General features: G+C 59.0%; 20 protein-coding genes and 1 tRNA gene. 7 read left to right on the top strand and 14 right to left on the bottom strand.

The window, feature by feature from the left end; translation table 11 throughout:
* Positions 1-506: 506 nt before the first annotated feature.
* The 5 genes from ADB08_RS04245 (at position 507) to ADB08_RS04225 (ending at position 3372) form a co-directional block, all read left to right on the top strand.
* Positions 507-1034: an Asp23/Gls24 family envelope stress response protein gene (locus tag ADB08_RS04245; RefSeq protein WP_016421902.1), complete on the top strand. Its 528-nt coding sequence runs from the start codon at positions 507-509 to the stop codon at positions 1032-1034.
* A gap of 65 nt (positions 1035-1099) precedes the next feature.
* Positions 1100-1297, top strand: a complete 198-nt coding sequence (locus tag ADB08_RS04240) for a hypothetical protein (protein WP_005511694.1) — start codon at positions 1100-1102, stop codon at positions 1295-1297.
* Positions 1294-2382, top strand: a complete 1089-nt coding sequence (locus ADB08_RS04235) for an Asp23/Gls24 family envelope stress response protein (RefSeq protein ID WP_049171133.1) — start codon at positions 1294-1296, stop codon at positions 2380-2382. The genes ADB08_RS04240 and ADB08_RS04235 overlap by 4 nt, the downstream gene beginning before the upstream one ends.
* On the top strand, positions 2369-2824 hold the full coding sequence (locus tag ADB08_RS04230; RefSeq protein ID WP_049171130.1) for a hypothetical protein: 456 nt from the start codon (positions 2369-2371) through the stop codon (positions 2822-2824). Before ADB08_RS04235 ends, ADB08_RS04230 begins: the two co-directional genes overlap by 14 nt.
* Entirely contained in the window at positions 2821-3372 is a 552-nt protein-coding gene (locus ADB08_RS04225) for a hypothetical protein (protein ID WP_049171128.1), read from the top strand. Before ADB08_RS04230 ends, ADB08_RS04225 begins: the two co-directional genes overlap by 4 nt.
* 59 nt (positions 3373-3431) lie before the next feature.
* On the opposite strand, the gene ADB08_RS04220 is transcribed toward ADB08_RS04225, so the two are convergent.
* The 4 genes from ADB08_RS04220 to ADB08_RS04205 form a co-directional block, all read right to left on the bottom strand.
* Positions 3432-4010 (bottom strand): RNA polymerase sigma factor, encoded by a 579-nt coding sequence (locus ADB08_RS04220; RefSeq protein WP_048759123.1) that lies wholly within the window; start codon positions 4008-4010, stop codon positions 3432-3434.
* Positions 4011-4117: 107 nt separating this feature from the next.
* On the bottom strand, positions 4118-5548 hold the full coding sequence (locus ADB08_RS04215) for an ABC transporter permease (protein WP_049171122.1): 1431 nt from the start codon (positions 5546-5548) through the stop codon (positions 4118-4120).
* The gene (locus tag ADB08_RS04210; RefSeq protein ID WP_049171119.1) at positions 5535-6272 is read right to left on the bottom strand and encodes an ABC transporter ATP-binding protein; all 738 of its coding nucleotides are present in this window, start codon (positions 6270-6272) and stop codon (positions 5535-5537) included. The genes ADB08_RS04215 and ADB08_RS04210 overlap by 14 nt, the downstream gene beginning before the upstream one ends.
* A gap of 9 nt (positions 6273-6281) precedes the next feature.
* On the bottom strand, positions 6282-7385 hold the full coding sequence (locus tag ADB08_RS04205; RefSeq protein ID WP_049171117.1) for a hypothetical protein: 1104 nt from the start codon (positions 7383-7385) through the stop codon (positions 6282-6284).
* A 362-nt stretch (positions 7386-7747) separates the two neighbouring features.
* Here ADB08_RS04205 and ADB08_RS04200 point away from each other — a divergent pair, with 362 nt between their 5' ends.
* Entirely contained in the window at positions 7748-9277 is a 1530-nt protein-coding gene (locus ADB08_RS04200; protein WP_049171115.1) for a catalase, read from the top strand.
* A 225-nt stretch (positions 9278-9502) separates the two neighbouring features.
* On the opposite strand, the gene ADB08_RS04195 is transcribed toward ADB08_RS04200, so the two are convergent.
* The 10 genes from ADB08_RS04195 to ADB08_RS04150 form a co-directional block, all read right to left on the bottom strand.
* The gene (locus tag ADB08_RS04195; protein ID WP_049171112.1) at positions 9503-9850 is read right to left on the bottom strand and encodes a hypothetical protein; all 348 of its coding nucleotides are present in this window, start codon (positions 9848-9850) and stop codon (positions 9503-9505) included.
* Between the two features lie 141 nt (positions 9851-9991).
* The gene (locus ADB08_RS04190; RefSeq protein ID WP_049171109.1) at positions 9992-10300 is read right to left on the bottom strand and encodes a hypothetical protein; all 309 of its coding nucleotides are present in this window, start codon (positions 10298-10300) and stop codon (positions 9992-9994) included.
* Between the two features lie 588 nt (positions 10301-10888).
* Positions 10889-11230 (bottom strand): monovalent cation/H(+) antiporter subunit G, encoded by a 342-nt coding sequence (locus tag ADB08_RS04185; RefSeq protein ID WP_048731421.1) that lies wholly within the window; start codon positions 11228-11230, stop codon positions 10889-10891.
* A 24-nt stretch (positions 11231-11254) separates the two neighbouring features.
* Positions 11255-11545 carry a monovalent cation/H+ antiporter complex subunit F gene (locus ADB08_RS04180; RefSeq protein WP_005511667.1) on the bottom strand — a complete coding sequence of 97 codons (291 nt, stop codon included), beginning with the start codon at positions 11543-11545 and terminating at the stop codon, positions 11255-11257.
* Entirely contained in the window at positions 11542-12024 is a 483-nt protein-coding gene (locus tag ADB08_RS04175; RefSeq protein ID WP_049171106.1) for a Na+/H+ antiporter subunit E, read from the bottom strand. The genes ADB08_RS04180 and ADB08_RS04175 overlap by 4 nt, the downstream gene beginning before the upstream one ends.
* Complete coding sequence (locus ADB08_RS04170) at positions 12024-13565, bottom strand: monovalent cation/H+ antiporter subunit D family protein (RefSeq protein WP_239660017.1); 1542 nt, start codon at positions 13563-13565, stop codon at positions 12024-12026. The genes ADB08_RS04175 and ADB08_RS04170 overlap by 1 nt, the downstream gene beginning before the upstream one ends.
* 23 nt (positions 13566-13588) lie before the next feature.
* Complete coding sequence (locus tag ADB08_RS04165) at positions 13589-14071, bottom strand: sodium:proton antiporter (RefSeq protein ID WP_049171103.1); 483 nt, start codon at positions 14069-14071, stop codon at positions 13589-13591.
* Positions 14068-16974: a DUF4040 family protein gene (locus ADB08_RS04160; protein ID WP_049171208.1), complete on the bottom strand. Its 2907-nt coding sequence runs from the start codon at positions 16972-16974 to the stop codon at positions 14068-14070. Before ADB08_RS04160 ends, ADB08_RS04165 begins: the two co-directional genes overlap by 4 nt.
* 819 nt (positions 16975-17793) lie before the next feature.
* Positions 17794-17870 (bottom strand) — tRNA-Pro (locus ADB08_RS04155).
* A gap of 162 nt (positions 17871-18032) precedes the next feature.
* The gene (locus ADB08_RS04150; RefSeq protein WP_049171100.1) at positions 18033-18968 is read right to left on the bottom strand and encodes a metallophosphoesterase; all 936 of its coding nucleotides are present in this window, start codon (positions 18966-18968) and stop codon (positions 18033-18035) included.
* Between the two features lie 39 nt (positions 18969-19007).
* Here ADB08_RS04150 and ADB08_RS04145 point away from each other — a divergent pair, with 39 nt between their 5' ends.
* Positions 19008-19469: a GatB/YqeY domain-containing protein gene (locus ADB08_RS04145; protein ID WP_049171099.1), complete on the top strand. Its 462-nt coding sequence runs from the start codon at positions 19008-19010 to the stop codon at positions 19467-19469.
* Positions 19470-19546: the final 77 nt, after the last annotated feature.

Genomic DNA, 19546 nt, shown 5'->3' with positions numbered 1-19546 from the left:
GGTGGCAAAAAGGGCAACGCCTATCGGGGGAGCATGGCTAAACAGCTGCACTAACCAGCAGCAGAGTCGCCGCTGGCACTGTCGCCGTCGTCAAGCGCGGCAACCAAATCGTGGCGCGCACGAGTTCCAACCAGGGCCGGTACTAATCCAACGTCGAAATATGGAATAGTGCCGCAAATTGCACCTTGTTATACAAAGTTGTTGAATTTGTTAGCATTCTGCAGGCAAGTGGGGGCCGCTCGTAACATCAGAACCGTGAATGGCAGGTAAAAACTGCCGTCACGCAGGAGTAATCCAAAAATACAAAAATACCCGGAAGGCTGTGGGCAAAAACAAATCAAATCTGCGATCCGGTTATCTAAGAATTTTTTATAACGAAAGCCCTACTAGAGGGGGTCTCACGCAGCTATGTACTCCTAGTCGCACTGCAGATTGCCTGTGGCGGCTATAGCATCGGCATTGTCCAGACATTTCGTCTACAACACTGAGAACAGGAACGGCACATCATGGCTGACAACGCAAAGAACACTGCTAAGAACACCCCGGCAACTCAGGCTGGCTCGGACTCCGCGAATAAGGGAACCGGTCACGGCCACACTTCTATCGACGACAGCGTCGTCTCCAAGATTGCAGGCATCGCTACCCGCGAGGTCTCCGGTGTCTATGACCTTGGTGGTGGCATGGATCGCTTCGCTGGCTCCGTCCGTGAGTTTGTCTCCGGCGGCAGCGCCAACGTGTCCCAGGGAATTGCCGTTGAGGTCGGCGAGCGCCAGGCTGCAGTCGACGTCACCATCATCGCTGAGTACGGCGTTGCCATCCACGAGCTGGCAGAGGCTATCCGCCAGAACGTCATTAGCTCCGTTGAGCGTATGACCGGCCTCGAGGTCACTGAAGTCAATGTCGACGTATCCGATGTTCACACCGACTACCAGACCCCGCAGGAGCGCGAAGAAGAGGCCGCTAAGCAGCGCGAAGAGCAGCGCAAGGCCATCGCAGCTGCTAACGAGCCCAAGGAGCAGCCACGCGTCCAGTAGTTAACAACTATTGCGCGTCGAAGCAGGGCAGGATGGGCAGTTAAGCCCGTATAAAGGGGAATTTCATGTTCGATAATTACACAAAGACTTTCGCGACGATTGCCGTTGTCCTGTGCTTCGCCGCAATGATTGGTGGTTTCACGGGCTTTCTTGCGGTTATTGCCTTCGGAGGTCTGGCCGGTGCAGCCGGTGCGGTACTCGATGGCAAAATCGATGCGCCAGAGCTCAACCGTAAGTTCAACCGAGGAGGCCGCCGACGGTGACTATCCACGTTCCAGCAACGCGTGGCACTACCGTCGTAAGCGAAAAGGCGATCCGCCGCATCGTAGAGATGGCCGTGCGCGCGGTTCCCGGCACCCTCGACCAATCCCGTGTGCTAGGGCGCGACTATCCAATTGTCTCTATCGACAGTGAGATTGCTCCTAGTTCTGCCACGACCAATGCCGTTAGTGCAGTTCGAGTCGCAGTTCGCGCCGTTGCATCATGGCCGGCACCGACAGCGGAAATTGCAGTGCGCATTCGTTCAAGCGTCGCCGCCTGGCTCGCTGATATGGCCGGTCTTGAAAATGTCACCGTCGATGTTGACATCGACAGCGTCGAACCCGGGCACGTGCGTGTCACCCGGCAGGACTTAGCGTACTTTTCAGATCACCCGCAGTTGACACCTGTCCGGGTGAACCAGCAGGTAGTGACCGCCCCAAAGGTGCGGCGGGTCCCAGAAGTGCGGTCCATCGCCGTGCCGACGCCGCAGCCGGTGCGCAGTATTTCAGTACCGCAGCCACAGTTAGTGCGTAGCATTCAGCCGGTGACACCGCAGCCGGTACGCAGCATTACTCCGCCGCGTCCAGAACGAGTACGCAGTGTCCCAGCACCTGCTCCACAACCGATGCGCTTCATCACGCCGCCGAAGCCGCAACCAGCTGTGGCTATTAAGGCACCAAAGCCGCAACCGGCCCGTCGCATTGTTGCACCACCGCCGCTGCCAGTGACTCGCACCTCGGCGCCGAAGCCGGTACAGGTGCGTCGCACACCAACTCCACGGCCAATACAGCTGCGAAAAGTCGCAGCACCAAAGCCGAAGTCCTTGGTACAGGTGAGTGTCCCCCGGCAACCAAAGCTGCGTCCGGTACGAGTGCCGTCGCCACGCACAATTAACGTTAAGACGCCACGACCAGCACTACTACGGCCGGTTAAAGTGCCGCGTCCAACCCGGTTGAAACAGGTTCGCGCACCACGACAGGAGCAGCTGCGCCCGGTATCCGTGCCACAACCACGTACCGTGGTGGTAAGCACGCCAGAGCCGCGCCCACTGAAAAAGATTGAGGTGACACCCTATGACGCCGACTGAGAGGTCATCGGCCGCGGTGGTCTCGGACGGGTCAGTCGAAACTCGCCAGGGACGTGACCCGCGTCAATCACCAAAGGTCCGCGGGCTGGGAGTTTTCGCCGGACTGTTGATGATTGCAGCGGCCATAGTCGCAGGTAGAGAAGCAATCATTAGCGCCAATAGCTCAGGTGACACCTCATGGTTACAACCGGTATTCGACTGGTTCAGCAACCCACAGGGCTCAGCCGCGTCATGGGTGTTGCTCCTCGTCGGAATCCTCGCTGCAATCTATGGGCTGGGACAGCTCATCGCGGTGTTTCTTCCCGCCCCGCGCCGGTATGTACGCGTCGATGACGATGGCAACCTGCCAGTGTGGATGCATGAGTCTGACTACCAAGAAATCCAGAATGGCACGGCACTTGCTTCCGGAACTCACGGCGGATACGAAGGTGATGACAAGTGAAAACATCAGTAAGCGTATTCGACCGAATTGTGTTGTTCCTCTTCTCAGCGCTGTTACTACTGGTAGCAACATGGGCGATTGCTAGCTACTTCGATGTCGCTCCTGCACAGTGGCTTCATGACACCGGGCGGATGGAATCCTGGGGAAAAATACCTGAGCAAAGCTGGTATGTTCCCGTCCTCGGTGTAATTACAGCGATTCTAGCGGTGGTCGGCTGCAGCTTGGTGGTCGCTAATCTGCGATCACACCGGTTCAGCACGGTCGCCGCATCGGAATCACAGGAAAAGTTAGGAGAGATTTCGCTGCCGGTCGCCGATGTTGCCGATGCGGTGTGCACCGATCTAGAGCGCAACGCCCACATCAACCAGGCGGATTCACGGGTCTACCGGGATAATGGAATACCCACCTTGGAAGTGACTGTGGCAATGCCACCGCAGGCGAGCCTCCCCGCTGTTGTAGCTGCCCTGAAAAACGCGGAGCGTGAAATGCGTGATGCCCTCGGCCATGCGGATATCGCCTCGACCTACAAAATCGAACTGGACCGTTAGTTAGCCTCGCGGGAGAGACAACCTACAACGGCTAGCTACGTCCCCTGGCCGGAGCGAGTCTAAACAGCTGCAGAGTCGCCGCTGGCACTGTCGCCGTCGTCAAGCGCAGCAACCAAATCGCGGCGCGCACGGGCGACACGGGAGCGAATAGTGCCCACGCGACAACCTGCGATTTCCGCGGCTTCCGCGTAGGAGTAACCCAGCACCTGCGTCAGAATGAGTGCCTCGCGGCGTTCCTCCGGCAGCTGCTCCAGCAGCACGCGGGCGTCAGCGAGCTCTGACCACGACTCGCCGGTCGTAAACTGCTCGGCAGCATTTTCCACTTCCACCGCAGACTTCTTCGGGCGCGCCGAATCATGGCGGACCGAATCCACCCACACGCGCCGGGCCAGCGACAACAGCCAGGTGCGGGCAGAAGAACGCGCCGCAAAACGGGGAAGTGCCCCCATGACACGCAGATACGTCTCCTGCGTTAAATCATCCGCAGCATCAACGCCGCCCAGATGTGCGACCAAACGCCACACGTCCTTCTGCGTCAGCCGCACGAACTCCGTCAGCGCAGCCTGATCACCGCGACCGGCTTTCAGCGCCAGCTGCGTGATGTATTCGTCATTAGAGACGAGGCGTGCGGGAGTCATGGCAATAGCTTAGCAACTTAAAACCTAAAGATAATTCGCCTGGCTGCACGTGGCCTCACCTGCAAAAGCAGGAGGCGACGCAGCCAGGCGAACTAGGGGCTGAAATGCTAGAAGCGGATGGCGTCGATGGGCTTGACGCGGACGGCAATAGTGGCGGGGATGATGCCCGCCAAGGCACCCACTAATGTTGCGACCAGCACGCCAATCACAGCGGCCGTGACGGGGTAGGCCACGGCACCGGTCTCCAGCGGCAACGCCAGCATCTTATCCAGCGGCAGCTGCTTGACCGTGATGATCGAGGCAATCACGCCAACCACACCCGCCACCGTCGTGGCGACAATCGACTCCAGGAACACAGAGATAAAGATCCTGCCTGCCGACGCGCCCATTGCGCGACGAATACCAATCTCACGGACGCGGTGGCCAATGGTGACAATCGAGACCGTGAGCAGCCCCAATGCACCAAGCGCAATCACAATGCCGCCGATAATGCCGAGCGCAGTGGTGATGGTGTTATTCATCTCCTGGGAAATCTGCGTGTCCTTCTCCGACAGGGAGGTATTCACCTTCCAGCTGGGGCCGAGCTCCGCCTGGAAAATGTTGTGCAGCGCCTTCTGGTTCTCCTTCGCGGATTCTTCAGGCGTTGCGACGAGAAGTTGCGGCTCACCCACCTGTCCCTCGTAGCCGGCATTGAGGAAGGAATCGTAGTGCGTGACAATGCTCGGGGCGTCCCACGATCCGAGGGACTTATACACTCCCACCACGGTGAAAGTGGTGTTGCCGGTTTCCTTCAAGGTGAAGGTTGGGTGGTCGGCTAGCGCTGGGTTTCCCAGGCTCTCGTAGAACTGGTCGTTGACCACGACGGGGTTCATCAAGCGCTGGCCATCGGCATCTTCCAAGCGGCGTCCCTGCACGATGGTGCGGGCGTAGATATCGAACCAGCCCGGGTCAGCGGCAATCAGCTCGGGAGTACCTGGCGAAAAACACTCGTAATCATCCGGAGCGCAGTCATCCATATTGTGCTCGGGTGTCGCTGGCTGCATGCGAACCCGCGACCACAAGTTGGCGTGAGTGGTCTCCACCAGGCGGTGAGCAGCAGTGGAAAAGGCGTCATTGATAGACCCGTCTGGGTTGATGACGCTCAAATCGTCCGGGCCGTTTCCGCCGTTGCCCTCGCCGCCGAAGTCGCCGAAGCTATCGGCCATTGTGCCGGCGCTGCCGTCACCGAAGCCTCCGTCGCCGAAGTCGCCACCATCCTCAGAACCGGAACTACTCGCTCCGGCAGTCAACGTGACCGTGCCGGCGACACCCGTGCTCTGTGCGGTGACCGCATCCTGAGAGCTGGTGAGAATATTGCCAAGTGCAATAACCGTGGTCATCGCCCACACTGCGGCAGCCACACTGACCAGCGACAGCATGATACGGCCACGGTTAATGCGCAGCTCATGCCACGCCTCCAGCAGGGCGCCGAGATAAGGCGTTGCTGCGTAGAAGAAGGAAGGCCGTGACTTCGATTCGGTTTCTTTATTCGTCGTCATTACCAACCTCCTCCAATTCGTGCATGGCGTTGGCAGCAGATAGCAGGACGGAGTCGGTGTGCAACTGACCGTCGCGAAGCTCAAGCACTCGATCGCCGCGCTCGGCGACCTCTAAATCGTGTGTGATCAGAATCAGTGCAGCGTTGTTTTCCGCCGCGACTTCTTCGAGCAGATCCATAACGATTTTCCCGGTGTCGACATCGAGCGCACCGGTGGGCTCATCGGCAAGAATGAGCTGCGGTTGGCGCACGAGCGCGCGGGCAATAGCCACACGCTGCTGTTCACCGCCGGAGAGCTGCGAAGGCGTGGCCTCTAGGCGATCGCCCAGGCCGACGCGCTCCAGCATCGCGGCGGCGAGCTCGGTGCGATTCCAAAACTTCTCGCCCCGGTCGTACATCAGCGGAACCTCGACGTTTTCCAGCGTGGTGCGGGAGGGGAAGAGGTTGAACTGCTGGAAGACGAATCCCAAATTATCGCCACGAAGTGCAGCGCGTTTCCTGTCCGACAAGGTGGAAATATCAGTGCCGTCAAACGTGTACGTGCCGGAATCTGGCAAATCGAGCATGCCAATGATGTTCAGCAGCGTTGACTTACCCGAACCGGACTGGCCGACAATGCTGAGGTGCTCACCGCGTGGCACTTCGAGGTCGATGCCTTTCAAAATAGGCAGCTCCTCGCCGTTGGGGAGCGTCACTGTTCGAGTGACTGCGGTCAAACTAAGCATGGCGCGGGCCTACTTTTCAGAGCCAGCGTCATCGCCGGACTCATCGAAGCCGGTGTCGCTGCCATCACCAGCGCCAGTGCCGGTGTCAGTGCCGTCGCCGGCGGACTCATCCTTGTAGGAAGGCACGTACTCCAAAACCTGTTGGCCTTCCTTCAGACCGCGCTTAATCTCGATGAAAGTGCCATCGTTGGCGCCCAGCTCAACCTTGATCTTTGTGGGCTTGCCGCCATCCTTAGCTGGAGCGTAGACGACACCTTCGCGGAAGCGTCCCTCCACTGCGGTCACCGGTAGTGCCGGGACCTCCGAGGTGGTGCCACTGCCAAGAATCAGCGTGGCAGGAACACCTTCGTAGACGGTCTGATCTGCGGGAATATCGCAGCGCAGCTGTGGACCGCCCGAGGAATTCCCAGCAGCGGCGGCCCCCATGCCAGCACCCTCTCCGGCGCCAGTGTTCTGCGAGCCCGCGCCACTTCCCGTGACCGTCTTCACCGAATCACACAAAAACGGTGCCGGGCCATCGGTGATAGCGAGGCGGCCATTGTTAATCGAGTCTCCCAGCGTGTACAGCTGGCTCGGCTTGATAGGTGCTACGGCGTGGAAGCTATTCGGCGAAATGGTGCCAATTTCCTGGCCAATCTCGACCGTCTGGCCAATGACGATATCCCACTGCACAGTGCCAGAAGCCTTAGCGGTGATGTTGCCCCAGGTTACGGTGGTTTCGGGCACAGCGGCTGCGGCGCTTTCATCATCGGAATCCGCGCCGCCGGAGGTGCTGGCAGTCTCGGACACCGAGGTCTTCTTCACTTGGAGCAGGTTTTGCCCCTCTACGGCGTTGCCACCGCTGTTGACAAAGGCGTCAGTGATTTCACCAGACGCGTTGGCGCGGATCACCGTGGGCTCATCCGGGACGATGGTGGCAGACAGCTTCTGCGTGTTATTGATCCGCTGAGGGGATAGCTCCGTGGTGGGTTGGGAGAAATCACCGGTTGCTTGCGCATAGTCCTCGTCGTTAGCGGGGAAGAATGCGATCTTGAGAAGCGCAATGGTCGCCAGCAACGCCAGCGTGTACTTGAAGATTGTGAGCGCTTTTGCGCCCCTCCCTTGTTTTTTCATGTCTGCAGAAGTATCCGATCAAAATCCAAATTGACAGCGTGGTACGCGAAAAATCCTACCCTCAACGCCTGCGGGCAGTGGTAGTGCTGGCTATACCTTTTATTCACTGCTGATAGGTATTGCTTGAAAGCGCAGTAAGTGCTTTTCGACGGTCATTGTGTGTGGTTTTCCTTGGGGAAATCTGTCCTTTTTGGGGTCGGTTGTTTGTCGCCGATACAGCGAACCTAATCGGACTAATAATTAAGTCCACATATCAATCGCGGGCAACTAATAGGAAAAAGGTGAAACTTCGTGTAGGGTGGAAAACGTCAGGGCATGTTGTGACTGTCATCTAGCCCTTGTCTTTAGGAGGAAACGCCCCCATGTCGAATCTCTATGAAGGCTCCAATGGTCCGACCACTCGTCTCAACGGTGCGCCGGTTCCTACAGAGCAGCACTCGCAAACCAATGGCCTACAGGGAGGTATTAACCTCCACGACGTCCACCTGCTGGAAAAACTCGCGCACTTCAACCGTGAGCGCATTCCGGAGCGCGTTGTTCACGCTAAGGGTGCAGGTGCTTTCGGTGAGCTGACCGTCACCGAGGACGTCTCCAAGTACACCAAGGCTGCCGTCTTCCAGCCGAACACTGTCACTCCGATGCTGGCGCGATTCTCCACTGTCGCTGGTGAGCAGGGCTCCCCGGATGGTTGGCGTGACGTGCGTGGCTTTTCGCTGAAGTTCTATACCGAAGAGGGCAACCTCGACATCGTGGGCAACAACACTCCAGTGTTCTTTATCCGCGATGGCATTAAGTTCCCGGACTTCATCCACTCTCAGAAGCGCCTGCCGGATACGGGTCTGCGCGATGCCAATATGCAGTGGGATTTCTGGACTGCCTCTCCGGAGTCCGCTCACCAGGTCACCTACTTGATGGGTGACCGTGGTATTCCGAAGGACTTCCGTCATATGGACGGCTTCGGTTCCCACACCTACCAGTGGATTAACGCTGAAGGTGAGCGTTTCTGGGTTAAGTACCACTTTAAGACTCGCCAGGGCTGGGACTTCCTGACGGATGATGAGGCCGCTGAGCTGGTAGGCGAAAACACCGACCATGCTCGCCAGGATCTCTTCGAGGCAATTGAGCGCGGCGACTACCCAACCTGGGACGTCAAGGTGCAGATCATGCCTTACGACGAGGCCGCCAGCTACAAGGTGAACCCGTTCGACCTGACCAAGACCTGGTCTCAGAAGGACTACCCGCTGATTCCGGTCGGCCACTTCACTCTGAACCGCAATCCGGGCAACTTCTTTGCTGAGGTTGAGCAGGCCGCTTTCGCACCGTCGAATACGGTCCCGGGTGTCGGCTTCTCGCCGGACAAGATGCTGCTGGCACGTGTGTTCTCCTACGCTGATGCGCACCGCTACCGTCTTGGCGTCAACAGCGATCAGCTGCCGGTGAACCAGTCTCGCTGCCCAGTGAATTCCTTCTCGCAGGATGGTGCGGCCACGTACTACTACTCGGATCCGAAGTTGCCGGTTCACGGCTCCAACGCCACTGCTCGCGGTCCGGAGGCCGATACCGCGGCTGCGGCTAAGGCTGCTGGCTGCCCAGTGCGCTCCGGTCACGCCGGCCAGGTCGATGCTGGTGCCTTTGGTCAGTGGGAGAGCGTGGGCGAAGAGTTCTACGCTGGCGCCTACGTGCAGCACCCTGAGGATGATGACTTCTCGCAGCCAGGCGACCTTGTTCGCAACGTGATGGACGATGCCGAGCGCGATCGCTTGGCAAACAACATCGTCGGTGCCATGCAGGGTGTTTCTCCAGAGGTGGAGCAGCGTGTCTACCAGTACTGGACCAACGTTGATTCCTGGCTCGGTGCCGAGGTGGAAAAGCGCTTCAAGGCAACGAAGTAAAGCAACCGCGTAGGGCTGTGCAGTAAAACCGCAGAGTAAAGTTGCACAGTCATGCGGTAGGTCAAAGTAAATAGAAAAGCGTTAGCCCTGCAGATGGTTGAACCATCTGCAGGGCTAACGCTTTATTTAAAACTTCTGTCTGTGCATGACAGCCACGGCTTTGTGGTTGCCTGCACGCCGGCCCGGTTTGGGGCGGCTAAGGAACAACCCTAAGTGTGAGCTGTTTTAGGCACCGATGCCCGGCATGCTCGGGGAGCCGTTGAAAAGCGACTTCGGAGCAGCTGCGGCCTCGTCAGCCTCTTCGGCGGACTCGGACACCTCTCGGCCCTGTTCGGCAGCGTCGGAGACACTATCAGCCTCAACGCCGGAGACGTGGGTGGAGTTGTCATTGTGAGTGGACTGATCGTTCGTGATGTTGATGTCCATGAAGTCGCGGCCGAACGGAGCGTTCCAGTCACCGGTTTCCAGGAGGGTCAGATCACCATCGATGGTCGGGTTAATCTCGAAGGTGACGTTGACGGTCGGGCCGGAAGGCATTGCTTCCAGAACCTCAACGATAGGAGTGACGTCCATTTTTGGTGTTCCTTTTAGACAGTAACGAAATGAAGAATATCGGTTTTAACTGAACAATAAACCGCAGTCTTTTTTTAGAGACTGGCGGTTTATTGTGTCAAGGATTGGCGGAGCTATTGTCCTGCCATGAAGCCCAGGAGCTTACTTGGCGCCGATGCCAGAGATGCTCGGGTTCAGGAAGTCGAACTTACGCTGGTCGGACTTGTCGACGGTGGTCTCCGGGTTCAGGAAGTCGGAAACCTCGACGTCGTGGGAGTCGGTGGTGGAGTGGTCGTCGGTGACGGAGATGTCCAGGAAGTCGTTACCGAACGGCAGGTTCAGGTCGCCGCCAACGTTAGCGAAGTTGACGTCGTTGCCAGCCAGCTGCTCGAAAGCCGGCAGCGGGCTCTCGACGGTGACGGCCGGAAGGGCTTCGAGGATGGTTGCGATATCTTCTGCGGAGCAGGACATGAGAAAATCCTTAGGTTCTCGGGGGTAAAGATTTTGAGTCGCTCTTGGCGAACTCACAGAAATTAAGTTAACCGATGGGGCAAGGGGCTGCAATGAAAAAATAAGTGCCTCGATCCGCTTCCGGTCGGTTGCGTCCCTCAAAGCTCGCTCAAATTCGCCTAAAAATATTGGAAAGAGGGCGGTTTGGTGGTGTCTGTGACGACTCCGGCCTCTGCCTGAATATCGGATGACAAAAGCGTTGTTTTCTTAAAATTTACCGGGATTGCATTGATTGTTTTGTTCTTGGTGTCACAAAGGTGCAGGCAAACGGCAAATTCATCAAAAATGATGATTAAGGGTTCCCTAAGTAAGGGTAACCAAACGTTAGTAAATGGCAAAAACTGCCACTCAATTTAGGGGCATAAACGGAGTTAACGAGCGGGTCATAGCCTATGAGAGGTACATCACATTGTGGGAGGCCAAAAGTGTGGGGAAATATACCCCCTTTTGGGTAGGTCGGGTGGCCTAAAGGGGGTGCCGGAGCGCGCTGAGGGGTCGCTGTGAAACTGGCCGCTAACGGTGTGTTCAGGACGTTTTCCGCGCCGCTAGCTACCGCTCCGGGGCGTAGTCCTCAGCGGAGCCGTCACGGGCACCCAGGACCGCGCGTCCAAGTACTTCGGAGGCGACGGTAGCGACGACCAGGACAGCAACAATGGCCAGAATGGCGGTGAGGGTTTTGCCCCACGTCAGATCGCCCTGGTCGGCCTCTAAGACCAAGTTGGCAATCACCAGCGCGGGGATGCCCACCATGATTCCGGCCGAAAGCTGGTTCAACCGGCTCAGGGCATCTTTAGAGCGCCACATGGCCACACCCGCCAGAAGCAGGTACAAAGATCCGCCAATGACCAGCACGGCAAACAAGATAGTTACAAGGATTGAAGCGATACTCATATTGCGATTCGTCCTTAATCGGTCTTAGCGGCGGCCACGGGAAATAACTCGGGCTAGGCCCACGGTCGACAAAATGCCAAGTAAGCCCGCCAGCATTGCAATATCGAAAGTAATGGCCGTAGTCCGCAGCATGGCAGTTGTGAGGAACACTCCCACCATGGGGTAGAAGGCGGCGTCGGAAAGCACTGCGCGTGAGACATTGCCCTTGACCCGGAAGATCAGCACCACGCCCACAAGCAGCGCCACTGAACACAGAGCAATGCCAATGCCGCTAATTACCTGTACTGCGGTGGGATCGATCAATGTGTCATTCATGAGCGTGCTCCTTTGTCTTCGCCATTGGAGGCAATGCCATCCGGCAGTGGCAGACCATGGTCGACCTCAGCGGCAACACCGACGACGGCATCCGGGTCAATGAACTGGTCTGCGTTGTATTCCTCGAAGACGAAAGCCTTCGGGCGGGGGACATCGCGGAGGCTGGGGACGAGGTGCTCCTCCATGTCGTAGAGGGAGTCGTACAGCGCGTCCAGGTCGGCACCGAAGATCGCGTGGATGATGAACAACCGCCCCGCATCGGTCTCGCGGGCACCACAGACCAGCGTGCCCGGGGTCATGGTGATGGACTCGGCAAAGAGAGTGACCTCAAGGTCAGACTTCACACGCAGTGGCAGCCCAATGAGCACCGGCTGCTGCTTCTGGTTCGGGCGCAGAGTATCGAGCACCACGTCCGTCGCAGCCACAACAACCTGCCAGACCAGCCATAGGGAATAGCGGATAACATGCAGAAACTTCATCAGTAAATACCTCCGATGGCGTTTTCAACTCCGCCGAGAGTCGCCTCGCGGTAGCCATCAATATTCAGCAGCGCATCAGCCGCGCCGGTGGTCGCCCAAGTGACGGCGCCGACCGCGACGAACATGGCCACAGAAACAATTGCCAGCATGGCGGACGGCGCAACCAGCGTTCCCGGAACTCGAACAGAATCATCCACGCCCTGCATCGGTCGGCCCCAGAAGACCGCGCGCCACAGGCGAATCATGGCCAGCAGCGAGCCCAGCGAGGCAACGATGATTGCGGTAATCGCAACAATCGAGCGGGCATCGCCAGTAGCGGCAGAGGCAAAGACAATGCCCACCTTGCCCCACACGCCGGAAAACGGTGGGAAGCCCACAATGGAGAAACTCATTGCCGCCATCACCCAGGCAACCGCCTGGTCGCGGCGAGCAAGCCCCGAAAGCCTAGAGAGCGTACCCGTACCGTAGGTCTCTTCCACCGCGCCGGAGCCCAGAATGAGGGCGCCGACAGTCACCATGTGGTGGATTGCGTAGAAAATACCCGCAGCCAGGGCAGCCTTGGCGCCGCCCCCGTCGTTAGCATCCGTGAACGCCAGCACAATCAGAATGAACGGCATACCCGTGACCATCTGGTAGGCCAGCACCTCACGCATGGTGTTCTCCGCAAGCCCAGCAAACGCGCCGACCAGCATCGAGATCGCCATGATGATAATGATCGGCCAGTGCCAGGAGGGATTCATGCCCACAATCACGACGTAAATGCGGAAGAGCATGTACACCGCAACCTTCGTATGCACCGCAGAGAACAGTGCCATCACCGCAGGGCTTGTCGACGGGTACGTCCTCGGCAGCCATGTGTGCGCCGGAACCAAACCCGCCTTCACACACAGCGCAATGATGACAATGCCCAGCGCGACCACACCCGTGCCGCCGGGGCCGCCCTCGCTGGCCATGTTGGCCAGCATTGCGATGTTCACATTACCCGCCGAGCCGTAAATCAGCGCGACACCAATCAGCAGCACCGTGGAGGTCAAGAGGTTGACCAGCACGAAGTTACGGCCAGCAGCCAGGCGGTGCCAGGTACCGGTTACCGCGATCAGGCCATAGGACGGCAGCAGCATGACCTCCATGAACACGAAGAAGTTGAACAAATCGGCAGTCAGGAAAGCGCCCGACATACCGGACAACATCATCAGCGTCAGGGAGGGGAAGAACCGCGAAGTGTTTTCGCCCGCGACGTGGGCGAACCAGTTACCGATGGCAACCACAGCCGCGGCCACACCCAGCATCAGCATGGAGAACGTGTCCGCCAAGAAAGGAATCGAGATACCACCGGGGAACGCGCCCACACCGTGGCCGACCGGGCCGTTGTCAGCGACGTAGAACATCACCCAAAACGCAGCCAGCGACGACAGTGCCGGAACGGCGATGCCCATCGTCGCGCGCATCCACAGCTTCGGCAGAATGGCTGCGACCGCCGACAGAATCAGCGGCAGTGCCGCAAACAGCGGCAGTAGCGAAGACAGAGTTGAAGGGGACATTGCAGAGGTCATTGCAGAGGCTTCTACCATTTCTCGTCACCGCCGAATGTGGTCTCGCGCGGGAACTTATTCGGAGCCGAAAAGACCCCTGGGGTGCCGGTGACCGTGGAATCCGAGTCCGACGGAATGTGCTTACCCGCACGACGACCAGCCGTCGACAGCTGTCGCATAGCCTCGCGGTCCTCATGGATACGAGTGTCGTCATCGCGGCCCAAACCAGACAGAGCCAGCATGAACGCGGTGACGGCCATGGTAATCACGATGGCCGTCAGCACGAATGCCTGCGGCAGCGGGTCAGCCATCTGCTCGGCAGCGCCAGCGCCCGCAGTGGTCTCGTTGCCCAGCAGCGGTTCGCCGCGCCAGGCGCCGACACCCGTGGACAAAATAATCAGGTTGGCGGCATGGGAAATCAGAGTCATACCGATGATGGTGCGCAGCATGCCGCGCTGTAGCACCAGGTACGTGCCACCGCCTGCGAGGACGGCAGCCATGATGGCGATAATCACTTCTTGGCCTCCTCAACGGTGGCATGAGCTGGGGCGGGGGCTGGAGCGCTCTCCGCTTCTGAGGCGAACACGCCCATCTCCGGCGGCACCCGCAAGCTTGAGCGGTCTGAGTAGAGATCCTGCATCACATCGTCCGACCCGGTCACACCAGGACGGTTCGGGCCGCCCAGGAGATTCAGCGCGGTTGCCACAATGCCGATGACGGCCAGGTACACGCCGACGTCGAAAAGCAATGCCGTGGTGAGGTGCTGACCCAGGAACTCGCCGTACAGCGGTGCCAAGAACGACCCCTTGGCGAAACCGATGAAGCCCGTGCCGATAGCCGTGATGACACCCGCAGCGCTGAGCACTGCCGGGATCTTCTCGCCAAAGACCAGCTCGTCGCGGTCCTTGGACAGGTAAATCAGCATGACGGCAGCGGCGCCAATCAGCGCCGCGTTGAAGCCGCCGCCCGGAGCGGTACCGCCGCGGTAGAGAACCACAGCGGACAGGGCGAACAGAAGCGGAGCCAACCAGCGGACCAGCCAACGCATCATGATGGAGTTCAGAGCGGGCTCCGCAAGCGGGGAAGGCTGATCGAGCAGGTGCGGGAAGCGAGGCATAGACGTGACAACCGCCGCCATCGCGACACCCGCCATACCGAGAACCGCCAGCTCACCCATGGTATCGAAAGCACGGAACTCAACCAGGATCACATTGACAATGTTGGTCTCGCCCGTGACCTTCTCAGTGTTATCGATGTACCACTGCGCGACCTCAGGCATCTGACGACGGCCAGTGAGGAACCACACCGCGCCGAACGTAGCCAAGCCCACGGCAACTGCCACAACCGCCGCCGAGGCACGGCGGTTCTTCGAGGTCTCAGAGAACGCACGCGGCTGGAAGCGCAGCACCAGCATCATCAGCACGACAGTCAGGATTTCCACCATGAACTGCGTCAATGCCACATCCGGTGCGCCCAGCAGGAGAATCTGCAGCGTGACACCAACACCGGTGACGCCGAGCAGCACAGCCGCCTGCAAACGGTTCTTCGCCCGAAGCGTGGCCCACACACCAATCACGACAACAACCAGCGGAATCAGATCGGTCAGGTGATCGATGCCGTCGATCTTCGGCAGCACCGGAGCGCCCCCGACACCCGGAGCGATCGCAATAACCAGGGCGTACACCGCGAGCAAACCAAGCAGCGGCAACAGGTGACGCGATGGCTGATGCGAACGCGCCACCTTGCCCATCGCGCGCCCCACACGCTGCGAGACGCTCAGCGACGCGTTGATTGCCTCCACACCAGTGAACGGGAAGAGCTTGCGGTCTGCCATGACGGCGCCTACGCGGGCACGAGTGAAGATGAAGCCCACGCCGACAGCCAGCACAATCACAGAGATAATCAGCGGCACATTCACGCCGTGCCACAGGCTCAAGTGCGATTCCTGAGTCGTGCCAGCCGGAAGCTGACCGACCGTATCGGCCACGCGGTCCAGCGGGCGGTTAAGAATCGCACCGGCAGCGAAGGCGGCTGGAAGGCTAAGCACGCCAGGGATGGCAGCCGGGAGCCACAGCGAAATTGGAGCCTCAGTGATGTGGTCCACGTTGCGCGGACCATCCACAAACGCACCGAACACCAAACGTGCCGAGTACGCGAAAGTACCAATCGCACCAATCGCCGCCACCGTCAGCAGAATGACGACACCGGTGTTGCTGAGCGGCGCACCTTCGAATGCGGTCAGCATGCCTTCCTTCGACATGAAGCCGAAGAACGGCGGAATTGCCGCCATCGATGCCGCACCGAAAATCATCGAGCCAAAGCTCCACGGCATCTGCTTCCACAGCGGACCGAGGCGACGAATATCGCGCGTGCCTGCCTGGTGATCAACCACACCAGCCATCATGAACAGCGAAGACTTAAACATCGCGTGCGCAATGGTGTGCACAACCGCAGCCATAATCGCGAACTTCGTGCCCACACCAATCGTGGCGACAATCCAACCCAACTGCGAGACCGTCGAGTACGCAATCAGCTTCTTCAGGTCAGTCTGCTGCAGCGCAAAGTAGGCCGTGGCAACAGCCGTCCACATACCCATGACGATCAGCAGCAACTGCCACACGCGCACGTCCGCGAAGACCGTGGAAAAACGCATCAGCAGGTAAACGCCTGCCTTGACGACGGCCGCAGCGTGCAAGAAAGCCGAGACGGGAGTTGCCGCCGCCATGGCCTCTGGAAGCCAGGCGTGGAAGGGGAACTGAGCTGCCTTCGTGAAAGCGCCCAGGGCCACCAGCGCGGCAATGAGGCTGCGCGCTGCCGGGTTGGCCTCCCACTCAGGCGAAGCCAAAACCTCGGTGAGATTCGTGGAACCGGTTAGCCACACCGCACCGCCGAGGGCGGCCAGAAGCAGCAGGCCACCGGTGAAGGTCAGCAGGAGTGTGCGCAACGAGCCCAGCTCGCCCGACGAGCCCGACCTCGCAATGAGCAGGAACGACGCCATCGAGACCAGTTCCCACCCGATGAAGAGGAGCATGATGTCGTCGGCAAGCACGAGGAGCAAAACCGCCAGCATGAACGCCGTCATCAGGACGTAGAAGCTCATCGCGGATTTCTTCGGCGGCAAATACGCGGTGGAGTAGATGAAGACTATCGAGCCCACCAACAGCGCCAAGAAGCTGAACACCATGGAGAGGGGATCGAGCTTCAGCGCAAACGCCGCGTTCAGTTCCGGGGACCAGACGCGGGACCAGGTGAAGGTGGTGCCGTCGAGAATATCGCCCGTTACACGCGAAAGCTGGACCACCGACGCGAGAAAAAACGCGACGATGGGCCAGCCTGCGTGACGACCAAGGAGCTTCACAAACAGCGGGGTCAGCGCCAGGGCAACCGCGACCAACAGCGGGACCGAAAGGAGGGTCAGGCTGTTGGTGGAGGTTTGGGCAGCTTGGGCTGCTTGGGCTGCTTGAGCTGCGAGCGTTGTTGCGTGCTCTGCGGAGCTGCTTGCTTGGGCGGTAATCGTTGCCGGGGCAGAAAGAACGGAATCTAAAGAATTCAATGTTGCCGATACGCCGCCGGACGCAAACTCAGAAGCCAATGTCTGGTCTGGTGGTGCGGTCGCCGACGGCGGACTGGCTGTAAAGGAGCTGGCTGATGCCAGAGCTGCTGCCAGGTGCGTCACTTGGGGGCTACTTTCACATTGCTGTTAAAAAGGTTCGTACTTCTACAGACTAACAGCCACGAAAATGCTCCACGCGGGGTGAAAGGGGCATTTGGGGGAGCGGGGAAAGGCTCTGCGGATCCAGTAGTGAAAATACATAGGTACGAGTGATGAACGGGGCGTCGGCGGGTGGGCACCTTCGCTACTTATCCCCAATTCGAGTTACTGACTGCGTTTATGTCAGGTGGCGTTGGGGCGATCCGAGTTACTGACTACGTTTATGTCAGGTGGCGCTGGGGGCAATCCGAGTTACTGACTGCGTTTATGTCAAAAATGGCCCGAAAAATGGCCTGAAAGTGTCATAAACTCACACAGTTTCACATTTGCAGCCCGCAATTTTTCGGGCTGCCAGTTTTGCCACGTAATCCCGGGCTGTGGTGCTGCCGCAGTGGGGGGCTGGCCAGTCACTACCTTGAGAACCAGGCACGCTTTTTGTCTAGCGTCCCTGAACGGCGGCGGAAAGTAGCCAATGGCAAAACCCTCGCTCACTTGGATAAATCCAGGTGGGAGAGGGTTTTTACTTGGTCGGGGTAGCGGGATTTGAACCCACGGCCTCTTCGTCCCGAACGAAGCGCGCTACCAAGCTGCGCCATACCCCGAGGCCACAGACACAAACTGGGAACATATGTCTCAGTGCTGTGCTTGCGAGGACTTACTTTAGCCCGACGCTGAGCCAGAATGCAAAACGCCTGCTTAACGGGCTGCGGGGCCAAGCGTCGGTCTCTGTCGCACCCAACGGACTACGAACTACGAACTGGAAACTACGAATCCCGCTCCACAACCTCAATCAAGGTCGCGGATGGGCGGCAGAACAAGCGCACCGGGGCGTAAGGGGAAGTGCCAAGGCCATTGGAGACGTGCAGCCACGTCTTCTCGGTCCAGCGCGACAACCCCGAGGCCCGCGAGCGGTCGATACCGCAGTTGGTCACAATGGCCTTCCCTCCGGGTAGGCACACCTGGCCACCGTGGGTATGACCAGAAATCACCAGGTCGTAGCCATCTTCCGCAAAAGCATCCAACACGTGGGGCTCCGGCGAGTGCGACAGGCCGATAGCGATGTCGGCATCCGCGTTCGGGGCACCAGCGATCTGCGAATAATCCTCCAACTCGTGATGAGGGTCATCCACACCGGACAGCGCCACCTTCACGCCACCCGCCACAAACTCCAGCCGGGCATGGGTGGCATCCTGCCAACCGTGCTCGATAAACGCAGCGCGCATGCCGCGCCACGGCAGCTCTACGCGCGAGGGCTTGCGCTTCTTGCCCGTCAGGTACTTCAACGGGTTGACAGGCCGCGGCGCGAAGTAGTCATTCGTGCCGAACACGAAGGCACCCGGACGGTTCAGCAGGGGGCCGAGCGCTGCGAGGACACTGGGAACGGCCTTGTCGCTGCCCAAGTTGTCGCCAGTATTAATCACCAGGTCAGGGTTCAGAGCATCGAGGCTGGCAACCCACTTCTGCTTCAACTTCTGGTCGGGGAGCATGTGGAAGTCGGAGACATGCAGAATCTGGAAAGGCTCATCCTCGCGCTTTCCCGCCCGGGCGAGCGTGCCGGGTGCCAGCACGGGAACTTGCACACGGTGGAGTTTAAATGCGCGCAATTCGATTTGGTTCGCGTAGATGAACGTCGTCAAGCCAAGCGTGGCGAGAGCTGCGGCAGACCGCAGAATTCGGTTGGAAAAAGCGCGCGATGTCATGACAGAGACACTATCAACTACAGCGGTAATCTAGGGCGTATGAGTGAACTGAAGAACACAATTGTCTCCGATATGACCGCCGCAATGAAGGCCCGCGACAAGAAAACCGTTGCGGCGCTGCGCATGCTGAAGGCCGCCATCCAGACCGAGGAGGTCTCCGGCTCCAAGCACGAGCTCACCGATGAAGAGGTGCTGCGTGTGATTGAGCGGGAGGTCAAGAAGCGTCGCGAGTCCGCTGAGATGTACGCCGAGAACGGCCGCCAGGAACTTGCCGACGCCGAGCTCGCCGAGGCAGAGGTTTTCGCCCGCTACCAGCCGGAACAGCTTGACGACGACGCCGTGAAGAATCTCGTCGCAGAATCCGTGGCCGAAGTTGCTGGCGATGATGCGCCGAGCATGAAGATTATGGGTCAGGTTATGAAGGTGGCAAAGGAAAAGGCCGCTGGCCAGGTCGATGGCAAGCGGCTCTCCGAGGCTGTTAAGGCTGCCCTGCAGGGCTAGCGCGAAATTTCGGGGTTCTTTCCAGTGCCGCGGTGACTTTTAGCAAGTTGCCGCGGCCATTTTTTTAAACCGGCAGC

Source organism: Corynebacterium sp. 239_CJEI (assembly GCF_001055995.1).
GTDB lineage: Bacteria > Actinomycetota > Actinomycetes > Mycobacteriales > Mycobacteriaceae > Corynebacterium > Corynebacterium jeikeium_D.
This window is presented reverse-complemented; position numbering and strand designations above follow the sequence as displayed.

Coding starts and splice junctions, on each gene's coding strand:
- ADB08_RS04150 (WP_049171100.1), bottom strand. CDS start 18,968: ATGACATCGCGCGCTTTTTCCAACCGAATTCTGCGGTCTGCCGCAGCT.
- ADB08_RS04195 (WP_049171112.1), bottom strand. CDS start 9,850: ATGGACGTCACTCCTATCGTTGAGGTTCTGGAAGCAATGCCTTCCGGC.
- ADB08_RS04200 (WP_049171115.1), top strand. CDS start 7,748: ATGTCGAATCTCTATGAAGGCTCCAATGGTCCGACCACTCGTCTCAAC.
- ADB08_RS04180 (WP_005511667.1), bottom strand. CDS start 11,545: ATGAATGACACATTGATCGATCCCACCGCAGTACAGGTAATTAGCGGC.
- ADB08_RS04220 (WP_048759123.1), bottom strand. CDS start 4,010: ATGACTCCCGCACGCCTCGTCTCTAATGACGAATACATCACGCAGCTG.
- ADB08_RS04240 (WP_005511694.1), top strand. CDS start 1,100: ATGTTCGATAATTACACAAAGACTTTCGCGACGATTGCCGTTGTCCTG.
- ADB08_RS04190 (WP_049171109.1), bottom strand. CDS start 10,300: ATGTCCTGCTCCGCAGAAGATATCGCAACCATCCTCGAAGCCCTTCCG.
- ADB08_RS04245 (WP_016421902.1), top strand. CDS start 507: ATGGCTGACAACGCAAAGAACACTGCTAAGAACACCCCGGCAACTCAG.
- ADB08_RS04230 (WP_049171130.1), top strand. CDS start 2,369: ATGACGCCGACTGAGAGGTCATCGGCCGCGGTGGTCTCGGACGGGTCA.
- ADB08_RS04215 (WP_049171122.1), bottom strand. CDS start 5,548: ATGACGACGAATAAAGAAACCGAATCGAAGTCACGGCCTTCCTTCTTC.
- ADB08_RS04210 (WP_049171119.1), bottom strand. CDS start 6,272: ATGCTTAGTTTGACCGCAGTCACTCGAACAGTGACGCTCCCCAACGGC.
- ADB08_RS04205 (WP_049171117.1), bottom strand. CDS start 7,385: ATGAAAAAACAAGGGAGGGGCGCAAAAGCGCTCACAATCTTCAAGTAC.
- ADB08_RS04145 (WP_049171099.1), top strand. CDS start 19,008: ATGAGTGAACTGAAGAACACAATTGTCTCCGATATGACCGCCGCAATG.
- ADB08_RS04185 (WP_048731421.1), bottom strand. CDS start 11,230: ATGAGTATCGCTTCAATCCTTGTAACTATCTTGTTTGCCGTGCTGGTC.
- ADB08_RS04170 (WP_239660017.1), bottom strand. CDS start 13,565: ATGTCCCCTTCAACTCTGTCTTCGCTACTGCCGCTGTTTGCGGCACTG.
- ADB08_RS04175 (WP_049171106.1), bottom strand. CDS start 12,024: ATGAAGTTTCTGCATGTTATCCGCTATTCCCTATGGCTGGTCTGGCAG.